Raw genomic sequence first — 22476 nt, 5'->3', positions numbered from 1 at the left:
GCGTAGGGGAGCGGGGGTCTATGTCATAAGCGTGAGTTGCCGAAGCAATCGGTATCAGCGGCGGGAAAGCTGCTTGACCGCGCTGTTGGTGAAGAAGCCACCGCGGGCCGCGGTGTCGGCGAACTCTCGATGATGAGAGGTAGAGGTTCGGAATGTGGGTCAGTCGGCGAGGAATTCGACGGCGGCGGGTGCGAACTTGGCGTGGTGCTGGAAGATGCTGCCGTGGCCGGAGTCGGGGTAGAGGATCAGTTCGGATCCCTTGATGCGCCGCTGCAGGTCTTCGGAGAGAGCGGACGGCACCATGCGGTCGTTGTCGCCGTTGGCTATGAGGGTGGGGTGGGTGAGCGTGGACAGGTCTGACGGGGCGGAGCGGCCGAACGCCTGGATTGCCTTCAGCTGCGTTTGGAATGCACGGGTGCTGATCGGCTTGTCACGGTTGACAGTGCGCTCTTTAAGGCGGCTGATGAACGCTTTCGCGGCGAGTTTGCCGGTGGTGTTGCGGTTGAAGAACAGGAATTCCTTGGGGTCGGACCTTGTCAGGGTTGCGCGGAGGATGTCCCAGTAGGTGGTGCCCAGGACCTTATCGATGTCTTTTCCGCCCCGCGGGCCGGTCCCGGTGAGCACAAGCTTGCGGACAAGGTCGGGATGCTTAAGGGCCAGGTCCTGGGCGATCATGCCGCCCAGGGAGAAGGAGAAAACATCGATTCTTTCAAACCCGAGGGCCCTGATGAAGGTGTAGGCGTCGTCAGCCATTGCCTCGATGCTGTCCGGCACCTGCCCGGTGGAGGCGCCGACACCGGGCTGGTCGAAGGTGATGACGTGGCGGGTCTTCGCGATGGCGTCGATGATGCGGGGATCCCAGTTATCCAAGGTGGCGGCGAGGTGCACGAAGAACACGACGGGGATGCCGCCCTTCGGTCCCAGCTCGCGGTACGCGTAGGAGGTGCCACCAGCGGTGAGGGCTTTGGTAGGTGCTTTGGCATATGAGGTAGCGAGGGATTCGTGCGGGGTGCCGGTGTTGTCCATGGCGGTTCTTCTCCTGCGTGTGGTTTATAGAGGTGTTAATGGGTGGCGGTTCAGTGGGTCAGGGCGACAACTGCTTTTCCGCGAATGCCGCCCGCGGCCAGGGACTGCAGCGCCTCTGGGGTCTGGTCGAAGCTGAAGACTCTTCCTACGGTGGGGCGCAGCACGCCGTCGTCGACCAGGGCGCTGATTTGGCGCAGGTGGTCCCCGCTGGCGCGCATGAAGAGGAATTCATAGCTGACGCCGAGCTTCCTGGCCTGCCGTCGAATTTTGCTGCTCAGTAGAGTGACTGCCAGGCGGAGCGCAGGATTCAGTCCGGCTTCGCGTGCGAACGCCGGATCCGGCGGGCCGGAGATACCGATGGCCTTGCCGCCGGGCTTGAGGATGCGCAGTGACTTTTCGAGGTTCTCCCCGCCGAGGCTGTCGAGCACGAGGTCGTACCCGCTGAGGAGTTGCTCAAAGTCCTGGGTGCGGTAGTCGATCACGATATCGGATCCGAGGTCGCGCACGAAGTCGGCGTTGGAGCCGCTGGCGGTGGTGGCAACGGTCGCGCCGAGGTGCTTGGCGAGCTGGATGGCGATGGAGCCGACCCCGCCGGTGCCGGCGTGAATGAGGACCTTGTGCCCGGGTCGGACGTTGCCCTGCTCGACGAGGGCCTGCCATGCGGTCAGCGCTACCAGCGGCAGCGAGCCCGCTTCCTCCATGCTGGCCGATGCCGGCTTCAGCGCCAGGTCTTCCTCGGCGACGGCGATGCGCTCGGCGAAGGTGCCGATGCGGTCCTTGTCGGGGCGGCCGTAGACCTCATCGCCGGGCTTGAACCCGCGCACCTTTGCCCCGACCTGCAGGACGGTGCCGGCGACGTCGTTGCCGAGGATCAGCTGGAGTTTGTAGGGCAGGATCTGCTTGAACTCGCCCAGCCGGATCTTCTCGTCCAGCTGGTTCAGGCCCGCCGCCTGCACTTGTACGAGCACATCGCGGTCCCCGACGATTGGCTCGGGGACGTCTGCCTCGCGCAGCGGCTCCCTGTACTTGGTGACGACGAATGCTCGCATGACGTGATGCTCCTTCTGGGGGTGGTGGATTTGTAGTTGGTGCCCTTGATGCAGCGATATCTCGGGGACGCCCGCTCGGGCACCGGCAGGTGGTCGGTGCCAGCCGGCAATTCTTTAGCTGGCGTCCCATAACGATTGCAATCAATTATGACTGAACTCAGATATTTTTTCAAGGGGAAGGTGTTGTGCGCACGAAGCGGGGTTGCCGCTGCCCCCTGCTCCCAGTCGCGCATGCCGGTTTGAGGATCGGGCTTGGGAAGCGCCGTGGTCAGTGAGGTGGTTCTTCATGACCACGGCGCCGCGCGCGTTCTAGGCGGTCTTGACGGCCAGCTGGGGGTAGAGAGCCTCGATGGGGGCGCTGAGTCCGGCCTTGAGCTGCACGGATGTCTCGTCAGCCAGCACCTCGTACTCACCGGCTTCGACGGCATCCAATACCGTGGTGACCAGGTCAGCCGGGTCCATCTTGGGATCGGTGGCGTTCACGGCCATCGCCGTATCGACGTACCCTACGTGGACGCCCACCACATGAACCCCTTCGGGTGCGAGTTCCAGGCGCAGCGAGTTGGTGGCCGACCAGAGGGCAGCCTTGGTGGCGCTGTAAATGCCGCCGACGGCGTACCAGCTCATTGCGGAGTGGATGTCGATGATCACCGAGCCATCCTTCGCGGACAGGATCGGCGCGAAGGCGCGGGCGAGGAACAGGGGGCCGAGGAAGTTCGTCTCGACGTTGGTCCGGATTTCCGCGTCGGTGTGGGTAAGGATGCCCGGGCTTGCCACGGACGCTCCGGCGTTGTTGATCAACACCGTGACGTCGCCTGCGGCTTCGACTGCGGCCTGAATGGAGGCCGGGTCTGTGACATCGAGTGTGAGCGGGACAATGCGCTCGTCCTCCCAGGTTCGGGGGGTGCGGGCGGTGGCGTAGACCTTGCTGGCGCCGCGGGCGAGGGCGTCGTGGACGAAGTGTGTTCCGATGCCGCCGTTTGCACCGGTGACGAGGACGACTGCTTCATTAAGTGAGGGCATTTCAAGAACTTCCTTATTAGGGGGCTGAATCCGCACCCGGAATGTGCGGATGGTGCTGAGGTCGCTTGGGGGCCGCCCGCCCCTGACTCCGGGGGAGCAGGCAGGGCGGGCGGCCTGAGGGTAGCCGGTCAGGCGGGGACAAGGGTCGGGTAGTCGGTGTACCCGGATGCCCCACCGCCGTACACAGTGGCGGGGTCCACCTCATTCAGAGGGGCGCCGGAACGCAGTCGCGCGACGATGTCGGGGTTGGCCAGCGCGAAACGGCCCAACGGGGCAATGTCAGCAAGGCCGGCCTTGATGTCGCCGGCGATCCGCTCACGGTTACGTCCGTAGCGGACCACCAGAACCGCCGTCGGCCAAAGATTCCTGAGGGAGCGGAGGAGTTCCTCGTCGCCCACATGGTGAAGGTGCAGGTAGGCCAAGTTCAGGGTGGCGAGCTCACCGACCAGGTGCCGGTACTGAGCGCGCACACTCTCGGTGTCGCCCTCATCGATTCCGCCCAAAGGCATGGCGGGTGAGAGGCGGACGCCAACCCTGTCCGCGCCGATTTCCTCGGCCACAGCCTGGGCGATCTCGACCACGAACCGGGACCGGTTTTCTACCGATCCGCCGTAGGAGTCGGCGCGGTGGTTGGCGTTGGGGGAGAGAAACTGGTGCAACAGATAGCCGTTAGCGCCATGGATTTCGACTCCGTCGGCGCCGGCCGCGATGGCCGAAGCTGCGGCGTGACGGAACTCAGCCACGGTGGTCCGGATATCCTCGATGCTTAGCTCTCGCGGCGTCGGCGTCTTCTGCAGCCCTGTTGGCGTGAATATTTCCTGGTCGGCGGGGATCGCAGAGGGCGCCACCGGCCGACGGTGGTGGGGAGTATTGTCCGGGTGGGACATCCGGCCGGCATGCATCAGCTGGATGAACACTGCCCCACCGCCCGCGTGCACCTTGTCGGTGATCTTTCGCCAGCCTTCGATCTGCTCAGGGGTGTAGATCCCCGGCGTGTTCATATAGCCTTGCCCGTCCGCTGACGGCTGCGTCCCCTCGGTAATGATCAACCCCAATGAGGCGCGCTGCCCGTAGTACTCAGCGGCCAAGTCGCCCGGCGTGCCATCCGGGTTCGATCGGTTTCGGGTCATTGGTGCCAGCGCCAGTCGGTGGGGAAGGTCCAGGCGGCCAAGTGTGAACGGTTGCCAGAGAGAAGATGAGGTCATGGGTTTAGTCCTTTGCGTTCGATGTGTCATAACATCACCACCGCGACAAGCCGATGTTCGACCGTAAGGGACAGTAGCTTTACTAACTAACTCACGCGGTGGTGACTACACTCATAACTGAGCACAATCAGATTCTATTCCAGGTGATTCGTCTGCCCCTCAAGCGGCCGGACGGCGCGAGCAAAGGAAGCAGAAGAAGCTCTACTGGGGACCGCATCCGACGGCGCCGTGCGTCGGCCCCACGGCGAAGGCGTCGCGAGCTTCTCGTGACCAGCGGCATCGGCGCGGACCGGCGAGCAATTCCGCCGCTGCTGGTAGAGCCCTCATTGGGAGGTAAGAGCGGGTGTCCGTTTTCAATGTAGATGTCAGTCGCGACGGGGGGCTGGCTACACAGGCTCGAGCTAATGTCCCGCCGGCCAGCGAACGCAGACACTGCGCCGGCCCGACTGATCGACAGCGCGCGGCGCGGCCCGCTGGAAGACTCCGGAGGATTTTCCGGCTATGAGGAGATCACGGTCGCATTGGCCGATCCGTCTCATCCGGACCACGCCGAACACTCCGCCTGGGTGGCCGACATAACCGGATCGGATGAGCCTTTTCACCCTGCTTTTCTCGACATTTCCGCCGTGAACATGAGGCTGGCAGACCGGCTCTGAGTCCCGGATATTGGGAGAAAATTCCACAGATTAGGCGGAAGGAACAGCCCATCGTGCGGGCACTCCCCCAGCCATTTTCAAACGCCGATAATTGTGATTATGTAAGGCTGGCGGTGAGAGGGGGCTTCCGGGCTGAAATACCGCGCCTTATTTGTCCATCGTCCGATGCGGCCCAGGGGCACTGAGGAATCACTTTTAATTGGCGAAGCTCCGGTCAAATAGCGGTTGACCGTAGCTCCGGTGACATTATGCCCACCACAAGCTGAGGATTTGCTGGGAAGGATCAGTGCAACGAACGGATACTCCAAGGCCGGGAGCCGCTGGCCTGGTTGGTCGCCCGGAGCGGCTCCCGGTCTTCAGGATTCCGCCTACCTTCGCACTCGATGCAGTAGGCGTGGCCGTTGCTCTCGCGCGCGATCTGGGACCGGTGCCGGACCAGGAAACAGGAATAGCAGGTGAATTCATCCGCCGCCTGAGGAATTACCTGAACGATAAGCTCTTCGGCGACAATTTCTCCGCCGGGGATCAGCCTTCATCGAGTGCATCGGCTTCGTCCAGTTCGGTCACGACGCTGCGGGCATCCGGAGCGTTTGCTGACTGCAGTGCTTCCAGGGAATTGTCCTGGGATTCCTTTACGTCAGAACGGATTTCATCGTAATCGGTTGCCACGTGGGGGATTCTCATTCCTACGTTTTGTCTGATGTTCTTACTGACGAGACCTGCAACGTACTGCAGGGCAACCTTGTTCCCGGATCGGGGTCTGGCTGTTTGGAAGCCACCAAGGCCTAACTATGTCGAAACGCATTTCACCTTGGACCACGTACGGACCGCGATTGCCCGCAGACCGTAGGTTTCAGACACTAGGCACGTGTGTTGCAGCGTGGCCGTAATAAGGCGCGCTTACTCCACGGTATTGATATAAATAGCTTGGCAAGAGCCAATGAGAAGCCAGTCACACTGGCCATGGGGGCACGTGCTTTTGTTTTCCCCTGTGGTCTTGCGTGCCTGACTCTCTGCAATTGATAGAAAAGAACTGGGGAATAAAATGAGGAAAAGCACGTCAATCTTGGCAGTGGCGGCAGTGGTCGGTTTTTCAGCGCTGACAGCGACCCCCGCCAATGCCATCGTCGGGGCCGCATACGCAAACTGCACTCAGGCAGCAGCAGCTGGCGCGTTCAACATCCCGGTAGGGGACCCTGGCTACGGCACGCACTTGGACAGGGACAATGATGGTGTTGGTTGCGAGCAGGGCGACGGTGCCGCCGCTCAGGCTCCCGCGCAGTCTCAGACTGGCGCTCAGGTAGCGAAGAAGCCTGTTGGTGGCGCTCCTACTGGTGTCGCTCAGGAGACTGACAATGGCATGGGCTTCCTTGCCCTTGGGGGCCTCGTGGCGGCCGCTGCTACCGGAACGGTCATTGTGCGCCGCCGTATGGCCGTTCAGGCGTAGAGCATTCGAACTGATCGCTTCGAATGACTAGCTCAATCAGTGGCCGTCGCAGATGCTTTGCGTCTGCGGCGGTTGCTTTGCTACTTCTTACAGGCTGCGCCTCGAACGCTTCAACACACGCTGTCAGCGCGCTGGACGCGGGTGTTGTTACGTCGGCTGCCCCGTCGTCCACCCCGACAGCACCGGTGTCGCCGCATGAGCTCGCCGTGGCTTCTGCCCCGCTATCCATAGAGATCCCGACCTCAGGCACGCAGTCCGAGCTGATCAGTTTGGGCCTTCGTAATGATGGGACTCTGGAAGTGCCGCCGGACGAGCCAGGAGCCCCAGCAGCCTGGTTCAACGGGTCGCCTACACCCGGCGATCAGGGGCCTGCTGTAATTTACGGGCACGTCAACGCGACTGACGGGGGGCCAGGCGTGTTCGCCGACCTGCGAAGTCTGGCGAAGGGGGACCTCATCAAGGTCATCCGCAAAGACGGCACAACGGCCGTTTTTATAGCTGATCGCGGGGAACAATATTCCAAGGCCGAGTTCCCGACAGAAAAGGTTTACGGGAATACGGACGGAGCTGAGCTACGGCTAATCACGTGCGACGGATACGACCCGAAAACTGGTGAGTTCGACGATAACTATGTTGTTTACGCAAAGCTCGCCTCCTAGGTAAATGCCTCTCGACATGGGCAAGACCTCGCTCTTAGGGGCGGGGTCTTGCTGTACCAGAGCTGTTCCACCGTGCGAGCAATTGGTACGTCTGTAAATTCCGGCAGCCCGGAGATCAGTCAAGCACAGTGCACACGGTCAAGGATTCCGGACACAGCCGTGGCCACCCCTTAGCAGGAGTGGCCACTACGTCGCGCTCTTTATGCTTTTTCCTACCTGTCGCAGCCCCAGCCGTCCCCGTCCCGGTCAAGGTGCGTTCCATAACCGGGTTGGCTGATGTGAATGGGAGCGGCACCTGCAGCCCTGACAGCATCGCAGTTCTTGTAATAGGCGGCTGCGGGTGCCGGGGCCGGTGCTGCTGGTGCGGGAGCCTGGGGAGGAGCAGGAGCTTGCGGGGCACCAGCAGACCTTTCGCAGGCAATGCCGTCACCGTCCGAATCTAGTTTGGGGTTATAGCCTGTCTGTCCGATCGGGATGTTGAAAGCGCCTGCTGCTGCTGCAGCAGAGCAGTCGGGGTAGCCTTCAGCTTCGGCAGGTGCGGGCTCGGGCGCTTTCTCGTTGGTCGGCGCCAACTGATCGGAGCAGTTAGCCAGGATCCTGGCCATCGTGTCGTGCTCGGCTTGCGTCACCCACAGCTTGTACGTGGCTTTAACGCTGATCTGGCGTGCGACGTATTCGCAGCGGTATCCGTTGTTCGGCGGTAACCATGTGGCCGCGTCCCCGTCGCCCTTCTTCTGGTTAGTGGGACCGTCAGTTGCCTGCAAGTTCAGCGGATCGTTGCCGAATGCCATGCGCTGCTCAAGGCTCAACTGCTGCGCACCTTTTTGCCACGCGTCGCTAAGCGCGACGACGTGATCAATCTGAACAGCCGTGCTCGTGGTTGAACCACGCTGGAAGTTAATAGTCGTCCCGGTATAGGGGTCTGCGAGAACGCCGCTTTGAATTCTGCAGGGAACACTGTTGGTGTAGGTGATTGCAGTCAGGTCGCGCTTGAGAATGTCATTTCTGGTATCGCAGCCGTTCCTGTCTACATCAGCCCAGGATTGACCGAACTGGGCACGGTCGTATCCCGTTTTCGGCGCCCTTCCCTTCACTGCGAGGGTACCCAACAGCTCAACAGCCTTCGTTGCATATACGGGTTGGGAACCTGGAGCTGTGTAATCAATGCCTGAGGTAAGAGCAGCAACGCTCTCGGGATCCAAAGGTGCCCCAGTATCAGTGGCGGTTGCAGTTGCCGTTGCAGTTGCCGTTGCCGTTGCAGAAGGTGACGCTGCTGTGGTGGCGCTTCTGTTTTCCGAAGCTGCTGTTGTTGTCGCCGAACAGGCGGACAGGCTCAGGCCGAGAGTGACCATTACAGCAATGGCTGCAAAGGACTTTTGGTACTTCATTTTGGACCCCCAATAGGTGTTGATGCGTAATCGTCTCACGCAAATCCGCGTGCAGGAGTTGGCTGAGCTTTCCTCCTGCTCGCTCTGCTGACCGAGTTCAATACTGGCAGGCCGGCTCTGCCTTCAAGCAGGACTATGCCAGGTCGGACGTATGGCCAACGGAGCCGTGAAGAGCGCCTCACTCCCCTGCCCCGTCAAGAGATCGCATCGAGCCGATAGCAAAGCTTATGTAAAGGGGCCCACCGACGCTCAGGAGAGGTTGTGTATTGCACCGGCCCAGCGGGGACCGGAGACGGCTCTGCGAACGGCCCTGGCGCGCGCGTGGAAGTCGATCTTTGGGACCCTCGGGGAATCAGCAGACTGACCGGCAGCATCATCGTAGGCTCGGGGCGGTGTGGCATTGATGGTCGTTGTGCAATGGTCGCTAATCAGTCCCATTCCGGCGTACTCGCGCACGGCGGCGATCCCAGCAACGGCGTCGGTCTTGGTGTCAAAGGGCTTGGACACTGCCATGACGGTGCCATCGGGCGCTGTCAGTCGGAACCTAAAAGCTGATTCCGCATCGACAAATAGTTCGAACATTCCTGCCATTGCGATCCTTTCGGTCCGCGGGACTCTTAGGCTGCGTCTTTGCCGCCATCAGGCACGAGGCATCGTTGCCTCCGTTTTCCGTGATATCCCGCCATCCAAATTTCCATCAGATTCAGCATGCGTTCCCCGAGTCTTCCGCAGGGACGCTTGGCCGCGCAAGGCTTTGCCCGGCATCCAAGCGAAGTGATCCCCCGCTCTCAGGTTCGGTCCAGGGGCATAACGAGTACGGGAACCTCCCTGGCTGATAGCCGACGTTATGCCAAGCTGGGGCTGAGAAGGGGCTCCCTGAAGGTTTTCAGCCGTCTCTTTGGGACAGCCCTTTAGCCGATTGACCGCGACATAAGTCCTGCCCTGCAGGCACCTGAATTTGGCGAAGCTCCGGTCAAATAGCGGTTGACCGGAGCTTCGGTTCATTATGTGAGCTAAACCTGAGGGTTCCCTGGGAAGCTGAGCAGGGCCGGCCCTGACGACTGACATATGTCCACCCACTTAGCCCGGTCTAAGACACGACAGGGCCGTAGTTTTGCTGTTGCGTCTCCCGCGGCCTTACGGGAGATTCGTCCGAAGGTTGCTTAGTCCCCTTATGAGGGCGTCAAGACCGAGTCGGAAAGCGATGTCGGAGGGATGCTCGTTGTTCTGGCCAGGGACGCGTTGGGCCACGGCTGCCGAAAATCTCGGGACGTTCTGTGCCAGGGCCCCCGGGTTGAAGATGCCTTCGGGCGCGGTGACGTCAAATGCGGCGCCGAAGATAAATGCCTCGAGTGCGGAGATGATCGGGACGATGCATTCTTCGGGAAATCCCGCTTTGAGGAGTCCGGTACTGACTTCTTCGTACATGGCGAGGGTCTTGGGCGCGCCCGTCACTGGAAGGACTGCGATGACCGGGATCAGCGGCGTGTGTTTGGCGAAGGCATCGCGGTAGCTGAGGGCCCAGCATTGGACGGCGTCTTCCCAGTGGGAGCTGCGGAAGGCGGAGACGCTGACCTGGGTAATGAGGTGTTCTTCGAGCAGCCGCAGGACGTCCTGTTTACAGGTGACGTGGTTATAAAGTGCGGATTTTGAGACGCTGAGGCTGCTGGCGAGGGCTGCCATCGTAAGGCCCTGGTACCCGGACTCATTGATGAGCGTGAAGGCTGCTGCCGGTGAACTCGTCCGCAGCCTGGGGAATCACCTGCACGATGAGCTCGTCGGAGATGATTTCGCCACCAGGTGTCAGTCCTTCATCGAGGACATCGGCTTCGTCCAGCTCGGTGACTACACTGCGGGCGTCAGGGGCGTTCGCGGACTGCAAATCCTCCAGAGATCGGTCCTGAGATTCCTTGACGTCGGAACGGACTTCGTCATAGTCGGCTGCCACTTAGGTGCTTCTTCCTTCTATCGTCTGTCTGATGCTCTTGTCGGACGAGACTCTAACGTACGCGGTTGCGCGGTTGTTCCTCAGAACGCATGCCAGCGATATCGGGGCGTCTAGTAGGCGCGTGGCAACGCTTCACGCTCCCCCGATCAATATTTACGTCAAGACGATTCAGGTGCTACACACCTCAGGAGCACGCTGCGCTCAGCTTGGTGAAGCTCCGGTCAAATAGCGGTTGACCGGAGCTTCGATTCATTATGACCACGCAACCTGAGCAACCGCTGCGAGGCTGGCAACCCCAGGCCCACGACCGCCACTCCGGGTGCGGCAACGACGCACTCTTACCGGTGGTATCGCAACGGGGGCGAGAGGCCCCTCGTGTCGCCTCCGGAGGGCACACTGCGCGCCGGTTCGGTACTCGAAGTCAGGCTGCCGCAACCTCGTATGGTCGTCCTCCCGGCGTCCAGCCCTTGACCAATCTCTTGCCCGCCCCCACTGCTGGACATAGGCTCATGGTGTGAGTGGCGGGGACGGCAATCCGAAAAGCGGATCCGGCCCGCGACCCTTGAAGGAAACAAGCATGGCAACAGGTACGGTCAAGTGGTTCAACGCCGAAAAGGGCTTCGGTTTCATCGCCCCCGACGACGGAAGCGCTGACGTGTTCGCACACTTTTCGGCAATCGCATCCAGCGGTTACCGCTCCCTCGACGAGAACCAGAAGGTTCAGTTCGACGTCACCCAGGGACCTAAGGGTCCCCAGGCGGAGAACATCCAGCCGCTCTAAGCGGTTGATAAGAAGCTGGCCGGCACATGCTGGCCAGCTTCTTTTTGTTCCCTCAACGCCGAGCCCGCCTCGTCATTCAAATCGCGTTCTCTGCTGATAGCCGACGTTATGTAAAGTTGTTTGCTTTGAGCATCAGCTAATGCCTGTTTTTACATCATATTTGCTTGATCAGCCTGCCCCATCGTGGGCGCACTTGGAATGTCAGTCCGGGCGCGTAGGGTGTCAGCATGACTTCTGAACCGCACGACTCTTCGCTTCCGGCTGGGCTGTCATGAGCGGCGCCGAGGAGAACTATGTAGCGGATCTCGCATCGCACTGGGCCGGGTCCGACCCCCTGGAACAATGGGTCAATGCAGCGCCGAACGGCGGACCCGATTCCATTGACGAGACCGTCCAGGAGTACCTGGGCACCCACAACCCATTCCCTGACGAGACCCCGGTGGAGGTGCTCCGGAACGACAGTTCCGGCTGGGACCGTGCCGTTATCGTCGAGCGGGTCGGTGTCGATGAGTGGACCGTGGAGTACGACGACGGCCGGCAGGCCTGGCGCAGCCACCAGGAGCTACGCCCCGCGCCCGCGTCGCCAAAATCCTAAGGACCGGATACACATCACGATTAGCGCAACTGGTCCTCCTGCGCGACGGCAATCACGCGCACGTTCGTCACCTCGTCGACAGCCCATTTCGCGGTCGTCTCAGTGTGTGTCCGAACCGCTCCCGGGCAGTTCGAGCGGACGTGCCGAGGGCGGCACCGATAACCTCCCAAGAGTCTCCGTTCGCGCGGGCGGCGCTGATGGCAGCGTCTAACTCGGCCTCGGCCTTCGCGGCAGCCGTACGGGCAGCGGTCATCCGGCGGAAGTCCGCGGCGTCCCTGTCAACGTGAGGTGCTGGGCTCAGGCGAAGGAGCGTGCCATCCACCCGCAGCGGCGCGGCTAGGTGCTCTACGTGCAGGACGTAACCTTCTTCGGGCCCGCGCTGAATGTAGAGGGTGAGGACAGCCTTTCCCTCGCCGTCATCAAAGTCCACTGTCCCGTAGCTTTCACTAGGGCCAACAGGCCAGGGGCGCGGCCTCAACCGCCCTCTAGCTTCGTACTGCGCCGGCTCGTAGACGTCCTTCACGACCCGGAAGTCGGGGGCTTGTGCTTCGCGAGGGGTCATACTGACCGTTCTCCTTCAAGTTGTCTTGCCACGGGCCCCCTGCGTAGGGGGCCGTAGCATGGGATCTCACCTGGGGTGCGATGCTGCTTCATATTCGATCCCCCATCCACTTGATCACTTTGGTGTTCGCAGCGGCATGCGGGCAGCGCTCTAGTACAGATACCAGTACAAGTTATTGCGGGTTGAAGCGCACGAGTACCGGGTACTCGATCCTCCCCACCAAAAGGTAGACGACCATGCGCGTGTGCTGGGCCAATGAATCCATTCCTGTGTGCAAGACCTGACCCGCTGTACCGTGGTTCACTTCCGGGCGGCTGCGGTCCTGTTCGTGGACACCCGGCGCATTCAGGACCTCCTGGTACCGCAGCGGAGCGGCCGCCGGTGCTGTTGATATTCGTACGCCATCGGTGCCGCTAACTGCGTACCGGCCCGACGGAGATCCGTAGCGTCGAACGCCCGGCACTTCCGATGCGCCTTTTGACTTGGCCTTCCTGGACATCTCCGCCGTGCACCAGACGCTGGCTAAGCTGTTGCGAGTTCCGGAGCTTGGGGAAAAACGACAGGAATGTCGGCAGGAAAGAGCCCTTTTTGCAGGCACTCCCCCGGGCAAAATCAATTGCCGTTAACCGACGTTACATATAGCTGTCGTCTAAGGCACCTCTAGTCGCAAGACACGGTACATGAGAACGGCGAACTCTCATCTGAGACGTACTATTTGGGCAAACCGTAGAAATGGGGAATCAATGGCGGGGATCGACTTCAGCACTCTTGGCGGGCCGTCAGCGGCGGATCGCGAGATTCATCCACGCGCCATCTTTGCTGCGCTTCCTTCGAAGAGCAAGCGTTATGAGTATCTGCGGAATGTTCAAGGTGAAGTTTTTGAGAAGTGGCATGGACGCCGCAACGAGCCTGACTTAGTCGTGAAGATGAATACTGGAAACGGTAAGACGCTGGCTGGCTTGCTCCTTCTGAAGAGTTCGTTGAACGAAAGCGTCGGACCTGCCGTTTATCTGACACCGGATTCGTATCTTGCTGACCAGGTGAGTGCCACAGCCATTGATCTGGGTATCAAGTTCTCCAGAGACCCTCGGGATACTCAAGTTCTGAGCGGGAACGCAATCCTGATTGCCACGGTGCACACGCTTTTCAACGGTATTAGCAAGTTCGGCGTCGGCGCACGAAAGATTAAGTTGGGCACCATTCTCATCGACGACGCTCATGCCTGCTTGAGCGCCGTGGAACAGCAGTTCGAGCTCCGCATCCCTGTGGCCCATCCCGTTTACGGCAAGCTCCTTGAGGCTTTTGATCAACCCCTTGCGAAGCAGTACCCCGCTGGCTTGCTTGACCTCAAAGCCGGCGACAGAACAGCGGCACTTCTCGTGCCCTCATGGGACTGGTACAACGCGCGCTCGAAGGTCATAGAACACCTCCACAGTGCACGCGAGGATGAAGATTTCAAGTGGTCCTGGCCGCTCATCAAGAATGTTTTACCAATCTGCAGCTGCGTCTTCACGGCTGCCGAAGTGCAAATAAAGCCACCCCTGCCTCCGGTCTATGAGATCCCTAGCTTTGTTGATGCCAAGCGTCGTATCTACCTGACTGCGACGCTCGCAGACGACAGTGTCCTTGTCACGCACTTCAAAGCAGATGCGGCGTCTGTTGCTAGGTCCATTACGCCAAGTGCCGCCGATGATATCGGTGATCGAATGATCCTCGTCCCGCAGGAAGCCAATCCCGACTGGGCGGACGCGGAAATCAAAGCATACTTGGTTGACCAGTCAGCACATTGGAATGTCGTCGTGATCGTTCCTTCGGCTGCTCGAGCCCAGTGGTGGGCTGACGTCTCCAGAGCAACCCTGACCGCGGAAAACATACAAGATGGTGTTGCGCGCCTGGCCAAGGTCAGAAATGGTCTCACCGTTCTTGTCGCAAAGTATGACGGGGTTGACCTTCCCGACGACGCATGCCGAATACTGGTTCTTGACGGCCTACCCGAGGCTTATTCGGGGGTAGATAGGGTTGAAGCCTCCGCACTTGAAGACACTTTGTCCATGACTGGCCGCCAACTACAGCGCATCGAGCAGGGTATGGGTCGCGGCGTTCGCTCACGCGACGACTACTGCGTGGTCATCCTGCTGGGTAGTCGGCTGGTGCGCAGGTTGCACGACCCGCAGGCACTGCAACATTTCAGCGCTGCCACAAGAGCCCAGCTGGAACTGTCCCGCCTTATTTCCGAGCAACTCACCGGTGCGACAGTAGCTGATTTCAAGGCGGTCGTTGATCAGTCCCTTAGCCGAGACATTGGCTGGGTGACGGCCAGTAGAAACGCGCTTGCCGGACTGGAGTACGGGCCTGGAACAGTTTCTCCGTATTCTCAGGCGATACGACGGGCCTTTGATCTCGCAGCACAGCAGCGATTTCAAGAGGCGTCGGATGCTCAGCAGATGGCGGTCAACGCAAGTTCAAACGACCCTCGACTTCGTGGGTGGCTTAAGCAACAACAGGTTGCGTATCTGACCCCTGTCAATCCTGTGGGCGCCCAGAAATGTCAGGCATCGGCTTTGGATGACAACAGGGCATTGCTCAAGCCGGAGCAAGGCATTGCGTACGTCCGCCTCAAAGGTGTCGCCGCCCAGCAGGCGCAGCAGGCAGCACAATTTCTTGGCTCGGAGTACGGATCTCCAAACGATCTCTTGATCGGGATGAACGGGCTACTGGCAGACCTCGTCTATGATTCGAACCCAGCTCTCGTTGAGCCGTTTGAGCACGCCATCAGCAGGCTCGGCCTTCACCTGGGATTCGCTACCCAGAGACCAGAGCGCGACTACAAAAGGGGGCCGGATGTTTTCTGGCACTTCGGTGGAAATGAATACGCCATCATCGAGGCGAAAAACAACGTAGTCACTGACTTCATTCGCAAACATGATCTCGGTCAGCTCGCAGTTTCAGTCAACTGGTTTAACAACGAGTACGAGCAACCAGCGTCGGCCATTCCTGTTATGTTCCATCGGTCCCACAAGCCGAACAAGGATGCCTTCGCTCCCCCGGGAACGCGCATTATCACGGACGCAGGTCTTACGAGACTGAAATCGGCGTTGTCGGCGTTCGCGACGGCTTTGGCATCGGAGGGGCAGTTCCACAATCCGGATAGGGTCGGCGAGCAGTTGATGCATCACAAGATCAACGGTAAGAACGCGCTGCTTACCTTCGCCACGAGTACCGTCGCTCACTCGGGCTAGGCGCAGACCCGCTCACTGGTGGAGTCCTGGAAAGCGGTCTTCTTCAGTTCCGCCGTGGCTTCAGCGCTGCTCGACGTTTTCCGCACGCACATTGCCGTTCGCATCGAAGAAGTGGTCGTAGCTCCGACGTGCAAGATCTTTCAGATCTTCTGCGGTAACAGTGATGCCTGCTTCATCAAAACGACGCTTCCAGCGCTCTTCAATGTCTTCGATGGAATCCGCATCGTCAATTTCGATGCCCAGCTTGGCTTCACGATCCCCGAACATGTTTCCCAGTTCCATTTCACTCCAGCCTCAGTTTGATTGATGGGCTAACTCTAAACTCAGGCAGCCAGTCTGCAGAAAAGTTTGACGCTAGCCTGCTAGCCATTTGCATGTTCTTCTGCATCAGGCCCACGAGTTCAGACGGAGGGAGGCGAATGCCGGTGAAGGGTGAGCGCGGCTACCGTTACTTGAAGCAGACGATGTTGGTGGCTTCGGGACTCATCTGAAGGCTGGATGGGGCGGGCAGAAGGACAAGGAAAGCCAGCGCCTCTCATCAGCCCAGCGCCCTTCTGCTCCTACTTCTTAGGGACCGGTGGGGTTGCTCCTGGCTTCATAGTCATCGGCTGTACCTGGATGCTGGCGGGCTTTTGGCCTTCCGAGAACTTATGAGTTCCGCTGTTGGTCGTAGAGACCTTCTTGGTGGATTTGTTGTCAGTCATTTTGTCGTCCTACCGTTGTCATTCATTATTGAGGGTCCGGACACCAGTAAGGGATACGCGTGCCAACAGAACCGCTTGCAGCAGTACTCTATATCTGTTTACTCCTACCGGGGATAGCTTTTCTTTGGAGTTATGAAGGTCATGCCTCAATAGTCAAGCGATCAGTCTTCAGGGAGACCGCGATCGTTGTCGTCGCCAGTGCTGCGTCTCTTCTATCGGTCTTGGTCCTCCACCACGTGTTGTCCTTCGCGTTTGAACCAATTAGCTCAGTCGTAAGACAGTTCTTCATAGACCCCGCGGTGCTCTTCCGCGCCGATTCGCAACTCTTCTTGACGATGGTCTTTGCTGATCTAGCTCTGGCGGTCGCCCTTGGATTCTTTTACGGCAGTAATGCGGCAAATCGAATGCTGAAGAAGGCCAAGGGCCTCTGGTACAAACTGCGAAAAAAGGACATCCCATTTGAGCGGGGCCAATCCGGATGGAACGCGGCCTTCGAGATGTATCCCGACCACAAAGTGGTCGTGGGCGTGTACCTGAAAAGCGGGGCTTGGCTCCAAGGCACCCTGAAAACCTGGACTCATACTGGGGAAGAAACTGGAGAACGTGCGCTCACGCTGACGCATGACCTTCTCTACAGATCTCCAGAAAGTGAAATTGCTCATCCTCTTGAGGGGTATTCGATCGTCGTTGTCCAAGCTTCGGAGATTGATTATCTGACTGTGGGATACGTAGAAGTCGACACTGATTCCGCTGGTCTCCCTGAGCAGATTTCGGTCTCGTCTACGAACGACGCCGCGTAGCCTGGGAGCATCCTTTGTGGGTCCGCTTCTAGTTGTGGCTACGGCGGGGAAGCCGTGAATCACCCATTGCACCTCTCGTTCACGGCCGCGGGAAGTCTGAAGAACTTGGCTCATGGCCTTGGGGTGCGTCCAATTAGGGCTCATGCCAGCCTGGCAAAGAGGACCGCATGTCTTGACTTTCTTCTGGTACGGACCTAGAACTCAACCTGACAGGATAAGGGTTGGAGGCGCAGGTGGCGGGACAGCGGATCGGGTACGTGCGCGTGAGCACGCTGGACCAGAACGAGAAGCGCCAGCTCGAAGGCCAGGTTCTGGACCGGGTCTTCACGGATAAGGCCTCGGGCAGGGACACCGCGAGGCCAGAGCTTACAGAGTTGCTGCGGTTCGCGCGAGACGGGGACACCGTCGTCGTACACAGCATGGACCGCCTGGCCCGCAACCTCGATGACTTACGCGCCCTCGTCCAGGGACTCACCCGCAAAGGCGTGCGGGTGGAGTTCGTCAAAGAGAGCCTAGTCTTCACCGGCGAGGACTCCCCCATGGCCAACCTCATGCTCTCCGTCATGGGCGCGTTCGCCGAATTCGAACGCTCCCTCATCAGGGAACGCCAGCGCGAAGGGATCGCCCTGGCCAAGCAGCGCGGCGCCTACAAAGGGCGGAAAAAGACCCTTACGCCGGAACGGGCCGCCGAACTGGTCCAGCGGGTCGGCAACGGTGTTCCGAAAGCCGTCCTTGCCCGCGACTATGGGATCAGCAGGGAGACGGTTTACCAGTACCTGCGACAGGCCAAGGTGGAGTGAGCCGCTCCCCTGCCTGCGCGGTCGATGTGCAGGACCTGGGTTCAGGCGAGTTTGGTTACCTCGTAGGTGTGGCCGGCCGCGCGGAGTCGCTGTGCGTTGGTCCTCGGAACGACCGGCACTGACCTGCGTTCGAACGAGAAGTCCGGCCCGCCCGTCCATAGCCGGGGATGGTTCTCGTAGGTTACCCACCGCTACTGCTGCCAGGGAGCTACCCCAATGGCTGCCAATTTCAAGCCGTCGATAACCTGAATTGACCCCAGCCATGGACGGATCATAGTCGCCACCAGTTCCGGCCGCGTGACGACAAGCACGCGCTTGCCCCACCGAGGCCGGTTGACGGAATCACAATTATCGGCTTTTTAGCACGGGAGTAGAAGTAGCTGCAGGAACTCCCGTCCCATGACGAATCTCGGCGTTTTCTGAGGCTCAAGGACTAAGGCCGGTGTCAACAAACCCCACGTCCAGACTGCTGGACTCTGGCGTTCTTGATTGCTGCATCTTGGCCAATTGGTCGAAGGCGGTGAAACCAGGGCCTCCCACGTTGCGAGAACGGGAAGCCCTGGTGGTTTCGGGTACCACGTTGGCGGGTGTCAAGGGGCTGGGAAGCGTCCGGGCGTTTGCAGCGGAGGCAGGGACCGTTGATGCCGGTGTACGGGTGCCTCGGTATCTTCCGGGCAGCTTTCGCGGTCAAGACCGGGCTGCTTGACGCCACCGAACTGCAAATGGTTCGACATGACGCTCGAGTTTTGGGCTGCGGGACGGGTTGGTTGCGGTGGGTCACGCTGTTGCTGCGATGGCGTCTATTTCGATGCGCTTTTCGCCTCTGAAGCGTGCGACCTGCACGGTGGTCCGGGGAGGCAGGGGGTGGCCGCTGAGCCTGGTGAGGTAGGCGGTGTTGTAGTCGTCGAATTCGTCAAGGTCGGCCAGGAAGACGGTGAGTTTGAGAAGGTGGGGCAGGCTGGACCCGGCCTCTTTGAGGGCGGCTTCGAGGTTGTCGAAGGCCTGGAATACCTGCTCTGCGATGTCGGCTGGGACGGTGCCGTCTTCGCGGGCCGGTATTTGCCCGCATAGGTAGATGATGCCGCCGATTGCGGCGGAGGCGGAGTAGGGCCGCGGCTTACCGTCGGTGAACTGGGTCCGGGTGATCGCGTTCATGCGTCCGGCACCAGGTATTTCCGGGACATTTGGTACATGCTTTGCCATTCTTTCTCACGCATTTTCAGCGGTTTGGGTGGGACGAAGGTTGTTTCCGGTGTTTCGTGGTCTGGTTCGGGCAATGCAATGACGACGGTGCTGTCTTTACCGGTTTCTGGGATGAGGGCCGTGATCGCCTCCGGCGCCAGGGTCTGCATGGCCGAAAGCGCCCCGTGCTGCACCGTGAGGCAGCCAGTGCTGGGTCCGTCATTCCGTGTCGCGTCGGGGTTGGCCGTGGCGATGATGATCCGGCTTTGGAGGGACGCGGTGCGCCTGAGCAGCAGGTCATTCCAGAGAAGATCGGGAATGCCGGTGCCCGATGCGCGGGCCGCGGAGATCCCGCCTGCCGGTGCATCCGTGGCGAGGTCGAGGAGTTGCAGTGCTGTTCGCAGTGGAGGCTGTCCGGCGGGGTCAAGCTCGCGCAGGGTGCCGCCCGCCCAGAACATGTCCTTGGCCGCTGTCGGCCGGGTAAGTGTTGTCCAGTCTGCGTCCAGCAGCGCTTCGAGGAGGCGGAGGCCGGCATGTGCTTCGGCTTCGGCGCGGAGGACTGCGAGGGCTCCTTCCTGGGCTTCGAGGGGGTCGGCGCCGGCCCCGCAGAGGGACCGGAAGGCCGCTTCCTTGATTTCACGGGGCTGGACGGCGATGGTGCGGCCCGTCTGTGGCCCGGCGGGGCCCGGGCCGGTAATGGTGTCAGACATGCGCGGGTTCCTTTGTTGTGTCCATGACTTGTGTGAACAGCCTGTTCCAGTTGCCGCCCATCACGGCTGTGATGGTGTGGTCGGTGAGGCCTGCTGCTGAGAGGCCTTCGGTGAGGCGCGGAAAGTCCAGGGGGCCTGTGAACCAGTCCGGCCACAGGGGCCAGGTCGGTGTGTTTTGTGGGTCGGTCGGTTGCCAGCGGCCGTTGCGGAGCCAGCCGACGAATTCCTGGTCCCAGCCGCGGGTGCAGTCACTGCCGATACCGACGCTTTCGGGCCCATACTGTTCCACCATGCGTGCAACCATCGCGCAGAAGCTTTCGATGGTGACGTGTTCACCGCCGCTGACGGTGGGGTAGAGGCAGCAGCCGATGACGCCGCCCCTGTCGACAAGAGCCTCGATGAGGCCGTGGGGTTTGTTCCGCGGGGTGTCAAAGAACCAGAGCGGGTTGGAGTGGGTGACGGAGACCGGGACGGAGGATGCTTCAATAGCGTCGCGGCTGGTCCGGTATCCGACATGGGAGAGATCGATGAGCATTCCGACCCGGTTCATCTCTTCCACAATTACCCGTCCGTAGCGGGTCAGCCCGGCGTCGTCAGCTTCGAAACACCCGCTGCCGATCAGATTCTGGTTGTTGTAGGTCAGCTGGGCGATCCGCACCCCGAGCCGATGGAAGAGTTCAACGTAGCGGTAGTCATCTTCAAAGGGGCTGGCGTTCTGGAACCCCAGGAACACTGCGATCCTGTTTTGCTGCTTCGCGGTTTCGATGTCTGCCCCGCTTGAGCCGAGGAACACCAGGTCCGGGTTGCGGTTGACGAGTTCCAGCCACTGACCGACGGACCGGAGGGTGTCCGCGGCGTTCTCCCAGACGGCGCAGGTCGCGTTGACGGCGCTGACCCCGCCGGTGCGCAATTCTTCCAGGACCGGGCGGCTCCAGTTACTGATCTGCAGCCCGTCCACGACCGTCAGCTGCTCGTGCAGGCTCATTGTTCCGCCCCCTTCGGTGCAGTGGGGAACAGCCAGTCATCCTCGTCCGTCCCGTGATTAATATCCACTGCACGTGGGGCTCCGCTGAACAAGGTCACGCGCAGCCAGTCCGTTGACTGCGGGCTGAAGTTGTTCATCCCGTAACTGGCCAGCTGAAAGCGCTGGGTGCTCAGGGGCAGGAACTCACCGTCGATGAGGTTGTCCTGCAGCTCCCCGTACAGATAGTGCCGTGTCTGCTGAACCCGGGCCGCGGCGAAGCGGTGACCGGGGTGTGCCAGGAGGAAGTCGGCGATGCTGCGGTGCGCCGGGAACTTTTCGAGGTCCGCGGCGAGGGAAATAATGCGACGGGCAATGTCCGTGCAGTGCTCGGCGGCACCTTCGGGCCGGGACGTGCGTAGGGCGCGGCGGGGTTCTTCGTTGGCGGCGGAAGAGAACCAGTAATAGCGTGTCCTCTCCGGATCGGTGAAGTCGTAGCCGCGGGACCAGGCGTAGTTGTTCTCCAGCAGCTGCTTCAGTTCCCAGCAGCGCATGGCCGGCTCGAACGGCACACCGCCATCAATTCTGAGCAGAGACTCGGCGTCCTCGTCGAAGTCGGCGCGGAGTTCAATGACGATCGAGGCAAGGATCCCCCTGGCCTCAGGGCTGAGGCTGGCGGCCTTCTCGTGCAGGCGCGCCAGGACCGGTGCCGGTTCGGCGGCGGAGGCCCTGTGGGTCTGCAGCTCCTGCAGGAGTTGCTGGAGCTGGGGCCGGATCGCATCGGTGGGCAGGAACGGGGCCGTCTGGAGGGCGTGTTTCTCTTCAAGGTGGCGGTCAGCCTTGAGAAGAAGCTCCGCGACGCGGACAAGGTCCGGATGCTCTGGGGCATAGTCCCGGTGGAGTCCGGAGGCGAGCGGTATTTCCCGCAGCCGGCACCAGGCGTCCATGTAGTCCGGGTGGTTGATCACGAAAGGGACCATGCCCAGCCCGGTGGCGTTGCCCAGGCCAAGGTAACGGCTCCACTGCCCATCCAGCGGGACCGCGGTGGTGCCGGCCGCCGCTGCTTTGGCACGGGCAACGTGTTCAACCATGTCCATGCTCAGTTCACGCAGCAGCCACGCGGCAAGCATCTGGGACCGATACGGCACGGACAGCGGGTGGTCGGCGGGGATGTCCGTGAATTCCTTGAGCCCGAACTTCCCGTTGCCGTAGAAAGCGGTGCTACGGATCAGATACGGGCTGGGGCCGATGGCATTGACATCGGGCTGGGACCCGGAGGCCAAACAGTCACTGACATAGTCAAAGAAGCGGGCGCTGCGGTTCGCCCGGGTCAGGATGATGGTGTCCGGATCGACGCGGCCCCGCTCCTGGACGGGAACATTAAGCCGCAGCTCAGCTTCACGTTCAGGAGTGAGGTCTCCTTCAATGAGTGCCGCGGTCACGTCCCAGGCATCAGCGATGACCCGGTCGGTGCGTTCGCTTTCCTCCAGGGTGCGGCAGAAGGCGATGAAGTGCAGTTGCCGGCCTTCAGCCTCAACGGTGTAGACGGCCGTGCCCCGGGCCTCGGCGTCGAGATCCAGCCGGGTCCTGGCCACAGTCCATCTACGGGCTGCGGCGCGCCGGAGCATCGTGCGGGCAAAGCTGTGCCTGGTGGCCCAGGCGCCGTTCATGTCGGCGCCGGAGAGCACTTCCTCCCGGGACCGGAGCTGGTGTGCGGTTCGTTCGTCCTGAAGGGTCATGA

Annotated in this window: 20 protein-coding genes and 2 pseudogenes; 8 read left to right on the top strand and 14 right to left on the bottom strand. The window is 60.8% G+C overall.

All coding sequences use genetic code 11. The features are described from left to right. Positions 1-159: 159 nt before the first annotated feature. The 4 genes from AC5RT3_RS11170 to AC5RT3_RS11155 form a co-directional block, all read right to left on the bottom strand. Positions 160-1026 carry an alpha/beta fold hydrolase gene (locus AC5RT3_RS11170; RefSeq protein WP_494124196.1) on the bottom strand — a complete coding sequence of 289 codons (867 nt, stop codon included), beginning with the start codon at positions 1024-1026 and terminating at the stop codon, positions 160-162. Between the two features lie 50 nt (positions 1027-1076). Then, complete coding sequence (locus AC5RT3_RS11165) at positions 1077-2075, bottom strand: NADP-dependent oxidoreductase (RefSeq protein WP_494124195.1); 999 nt, start codon at positions 2073-2075, stop codon at positions 1077-1079. 309 nt (positions 2076-2384) lie between these two features. Next, positions 2385-3098, bottom strand: coding sequence for an SDR family oxidoreductase (locus AC5RT3_RS11160; RefSeq protein WP_494124194.1), 714 nt, complete (start codon positions 3096-3098; stop codon positions 2385-2387). Between the two features lie 128 nt (positions 3099-3226). Then, positions 3227-4303: an alkene reductase gene (locus AC5RT3_RS11155; protein ID WP_494124193.1), complete on the bottom strand. Its 1077-nt coding sequence runs from the start codon at positions 4301-4303 to the stop codon at positions 3227-3229. A 362-nt stretch (positions 4304-4665) separates the two neighbouring features. On the opposite strand from AC5RT3_RS11155, the gene AC5RT3_RS11150 reads away from it, so the two are divergent. Next, entirely contained in the window at positions 4666-4959 is a 294-nt protein-coding gene (locus AC5RT3_RS11150) for an IS1096 element passenger TnpR family protein (RefSeq protein WP_494124192.1), read from the top strand. Positions 4960-5329: 370 nt separating this feature from the next. On the opposite strand, the pseudogene AC5RT3_RS11145 reads toward AC5RT3_RS11150, so the two are convergent. Then, positions 5330-5628 (bottom strand): annotated as a pseudogene (locus AC5RT3_RS11145) (DUF4193 domain-containing protein); the annotation flags it as partial. 376 nt (positions 5629-6004) lie between these two features. Between AC5RT3_RS11145 and AC5RT3_RS11140 the strand changes: the two are divergent. Then, a complete protein-coding gene (locus AC5RT3_RS11140; protein WP_494124191.1) occupies positions 6005-6406 on the top strand; it encodes an excalibur calcium-binding domain-containing protein in 402 nt (133 codons plus the stop codon). Positions 6407-6429: 23 nt separating this feature from the next. Then, the gene (locus AC5RT3_RS11135) at positions 6430-7065 is read left to right on the top strand and encodes a class F sortase (RefSeq protein WP_494124190.1); all 636 of its coding nucleotides are present in this window, start codon (positions 6430-6432) and stop codon (positions 7063-7065) included. Between the two features lie 212 nt (positions 7066-7277). Here the strand turns inward: AC5RT3_RS11135 and AC5RT3_RS11130 are convergent, their stop codons facing one another. The 4 genes and pseudogenes from AC5RT3_RS11130 to AC5RT3_RS11115 all read right to left on the bottom strand — a co-directional run. Continuing rightward, positions 7278-8453: an excalibur calcium-binding domain-containing protein gene (locus AC5RT3_RS11130; RefSeq protein ID WP_494124189.1), complete on the bottom strand. Its 1176-nt coding sequence runs from the start codon at positions 8451-8453 to the stop codon at positions 7278-7280. 249 nt (positions 8454-8702) lie between these two features. Beyond that, positions 8703-9035 carry a YegP family protein gene (locus AC5RT3_RS11125; protein WP_494124257.1) on the bottom strand — a complete coding sequence of 111 codons (333 nt, stop codon included), beginning with the start codon at positions 9033-9035 and terminating at the stop codon, positions 8703-8705. 555 nt (positions 9036-9590) lie between these two features. Continuing rightward, a complete protein-coding gene (locus tag AC5RT3_RS11120; RefSeq protein ID WP_494124188.1) occupies positions 9591-10136 on the bottom strand; it encodes a TetR/AcrR family transcriptional regulator C-terminal domain-containing protein in 546 nt (181 codons plus the stop codon). 49 nt (positions 10137-10185) lie between these two features. Continuing rightward, a pseudogene (locus AC5RT3_RS11115) lies at positions 10186-10401 on the bottom strand (DUF4193 family protein); the annotation flags it as partial. Positions 10402-10978: 577 nt separating this feature from the next. On the opposite strand from AC5RT3_RS11115, the gene cspE reads away from it, so the two are divergent. From cspE to AC5RT3_RS11100, 3 genes are all read left to right on the top strand, one after another. Continuing rightward, positions 10979-11182, top strand: a complete 204-nt coding sequence (cspE, locus tag AC5RT3_RS11110) for a transcription antiterminator/RNA stability regulator CspE (RefSeq protein ID WP_104046164.1) — start codon at positions 10979-10981, stop codon at positions 11180-11182. 271 nt (positions 11183-11453) lie between these two features. Beyond that, positions 11454-11777 carry a tudor domain-containing protein gene (locus AC5RT3_RS11105; RefSeq protein WP_494124187.1) on the top strand — a complete coding sequence of 108 codons (324 nt, stop codon included), beginning with the start codon at positions 11454-11456 and terminating at the stop codon, positions 11775-11777. A 1305-nt stretch (positions 11778-13082) separates the two neighbouring features. Continuing rightward, positions 13083-15578: a DEAD/DEAH box helicase gene (locus tag AC5RT3_RS11100; protein WP_494124186.1), complete on the top strand. Its 2496-nt coding sequence runs from the start codon at positions 13083-13085 to the stop codon at positions 15576-15578. Positions 15579-15638: 60 nt separating this feature from the next. Here the strand turns inward: AC5RT3_RS11100 and AC5RT3_RS11095 are convergent, their stop codons facing one another. Then, entirely contained in the window at positions 15639-15860 is a 222-nt protein-coding gene (locus AC5RT3_RS11095; RefSeq protein ID WP_494124185.1) for a hypothetical protein, read from the bottom strand. 481 nt (positions 15861-16341) lie between these two features. Here AC5RT3_RS11095 and AC5RT3_RS11090 point away from each other — a divergent pair, with 481 nt between their 5' ends. Together AC5RT3_RS11090 and AC5RT3_RS11085 are read left to right on the top strand one after the other, a co-directional pair. After that, a complete protein-coding gene (locus tag AC5RT3_RS11090) occupies positions 16342-17082 on the top strand; it encodes a DUF6338 family protein (protein ID WP_494124184.1) in 741 nt (246 codons plus the stop codon). Between the two features lie 233 nt (positions 17083-17315). Continuing rightward, a complete protein-coding gene (locus tag AC5RT3_RS11085; protein ID WP_494124183.1) occupies positions 17316-17882 on the top strand; it encodes a recombinase family protein in 567 nt (188 codons plus the stop codon). 777 nt (positions 17883-18659) lie between these two features. Here AC5RT3_RS11085 and AC5RT3_RS11080 read toward each other — a convergent pair. The 4 genes from AC5RT3_RS11080 to AC5RT3_RS11065 are packed head-to-tail and all read right to left on the bottom strand — an operon-like array spanning position 18660 to position 22474. After that, a complete protein-coding gene (locus AC5RT3_RS11080; protein WP_494124182.1) occupies positions 18660-19037 on the bottom strand; it encodes a RidA family protein in 378 nt (125 codons plus the stop codon). After that, on the bottom strand, positions 19034-19774 hold the full coding sequence (locus AC5RT3_RS11075; protein ID WP_494124181.1) for a hypothetical protein: 741 nt from the start codon (positions 19772-19774) through the stop codon (positions 19034-19036). The genes AC5RT3_RS11080 and AC5RT3_RS11075 overlap by 4 nt, the downstream gene beginning before the upstream one ends. Beyond that, positions 19767-20759, bottom strand: a complete 993-nt coding sequence (locus tag AC5RT3_RS11070) for a membrane dipeptidase (RefSeq protein WP_494124180.1) — start codon at positions 20757-20759, stop codon at positions 19767-19769. Before AC5RT3_RS11070 ends, AC5RT3_RS11075 begins: the two co-directional genes overlap by 8 nt. Next, the gene (locus tag AC5RT3_RS11065) at positions 20756-22474 is read right to left on the bottom strand and encodes a hypothetical protein (RefSeq protein ID WP_494124179.1); all 1719 of its coding nucleotides are present in this window, start codon (positions 22472-22474) and stop codon (positions 20756-20758) included. Before AC5RT3_RS11065 ends, AC5RT3_RS11070 begins: the two co-directional genes overlap by 4 nt. Positions 22475-22476: the final 2 nt, after the last annotated feature.

The sequence above is a fragment of the Arthrobacter sp. Y3221159 genome, assembly GCF_059089885.1.
Note: the sequence above shows the minus strand (reverse complement) of the source record. Positions and strands in the feature narration are given on the sequence as shown.

Bases quoted from the DNA above. Each gene is read 5' to 3' on its own strand.
- AC5RT3_RS11170 (WP_494124196.1), bottom strand. From the start codon at position 1,026: ATGGACAACACCGGCACCCCGCACGAATCCCTCGCTACCTCATATGCC.
- AC5RT3_RS11165 (WP_494124195.1), bottom strand. From the start codon at position 2,075: ATGCGAGCATTCGTCGTCACCAAGTACAGGGAGCCGCTGCGCGAGGCA.
- AC5RT3_RS11160 (WP_494124194.1), bottom strand. From the start codon at position 3,098: ATGCCCTCACTTAATGAAGCAGTCGTCCTCGTCACCGGTGCAAACGGC.
- AC5RT3_RS11155 (WP_494124193.1), bottom strand. From the start codon at position 4,303: ATGACCTCATCTTCTCTCTGGCAACCGTTCACACTTGGCCGCCTGGAC.
- AC5RT3_RS11150 (WP_494124192.1), top strand. From the start codon at position 4,666: ATGTCAGTCGCGACGGGGGGCTGGCTACACAGGCTCGAGCTAATGTCC.
- AC5RT3_RS11140 (WP_494124191.1), top strand. From the start codon at position 6,005: ATGAGGAAAAGCACGTCAATCTTGGCAGTGGCGGCAGTGGTCGGTTTT.
- AC5RT3_RS11135 (WP_494124190.1), top strand. From the start codon at position 6,430: ATGACTAGCTCAATCAGTGGCCGTCGCAGATGCTTTGCGTCTGCGGCG.
- AC5RT3_RS11130 (WP_494124189.1), bottom strand. From the start codon at position 8,453: ATGAAGTACCAAAAGTCCTTTGCAGCCATTGCTGTAATGGTCACTCTC.
- AC5RT3_RS11125 (WP_494124257.1), bottom strand. From the start codon at position 9,035: ATGTTCGAACTATTTGTCGATGCGGAATCAGCTTTTAGGTTCCGACTG.
- AC5RT3_RS11120 (WP_494124188.1), bottom strand. From the start codon at position 10,136: ATGGCAGCCCTCGCCAGCAGCCTCAGCGTCTCAAAATCCGCACTTTAT.
- cspE (WP_104046164.1), top strand. From the start codon at position 10,979: ATGGCAACAGGTACGGTCAAGTGGTTCAACGCCGAAAAGGGCTTCGGT.
- AC5RT3_RS11105 (WP_494124187.1), top strand. From the start codon at position 11,454: ATGAGCGGCGCCGAGGAGAACTATGTAGCGGATCTCGCATCGCACTGG.
- AC5RT3_RS11100 (WP_494124186.1), top strand. From the start codon at position 13,083: ATGGCGGGGATCGACTTCAGCACTCTTGGCGGGCCGTCAGCGGCGGAT.
- AC5RT3_RS11095 (WP_494124185.1), bottom strand. From the start codon at position 15,860: ATGGAACTGGGAAACATGTTCGGGGATCGTGAAGCCAAGCTGGGCATC.
- AC5RT3_RS11080 (WP_494124182.1), bottom strand. From the start codon at position 19,037: ATGAACGCGATCACCCGGACCCAGTTCACCGACGGTAAGCCGCGGCCC.
- AC5RT3_RS11075 (WP_494124181.1), bottom strand. From the start codon at position 19,774: ATGTCTGACACCATTACCGGCCCGGGCCCCGCCGGGCCACAGACGGGC.
- AC5RT3_RS11070 (WP_494124180.1), bottom strand. From the start codon at position 20,759: ATGAGCCTGCACGAGCAGCTGACGGTCGTGGACGGGCTGCAGATCAGT.
- AC5RT3_RS11065 (WP_494124179.1), bottom strand. From the start codon at position 22,474: ATGACCCTTCAGGACGAACGAACCGCACACCAGCTCCGGTCCCGGGAG.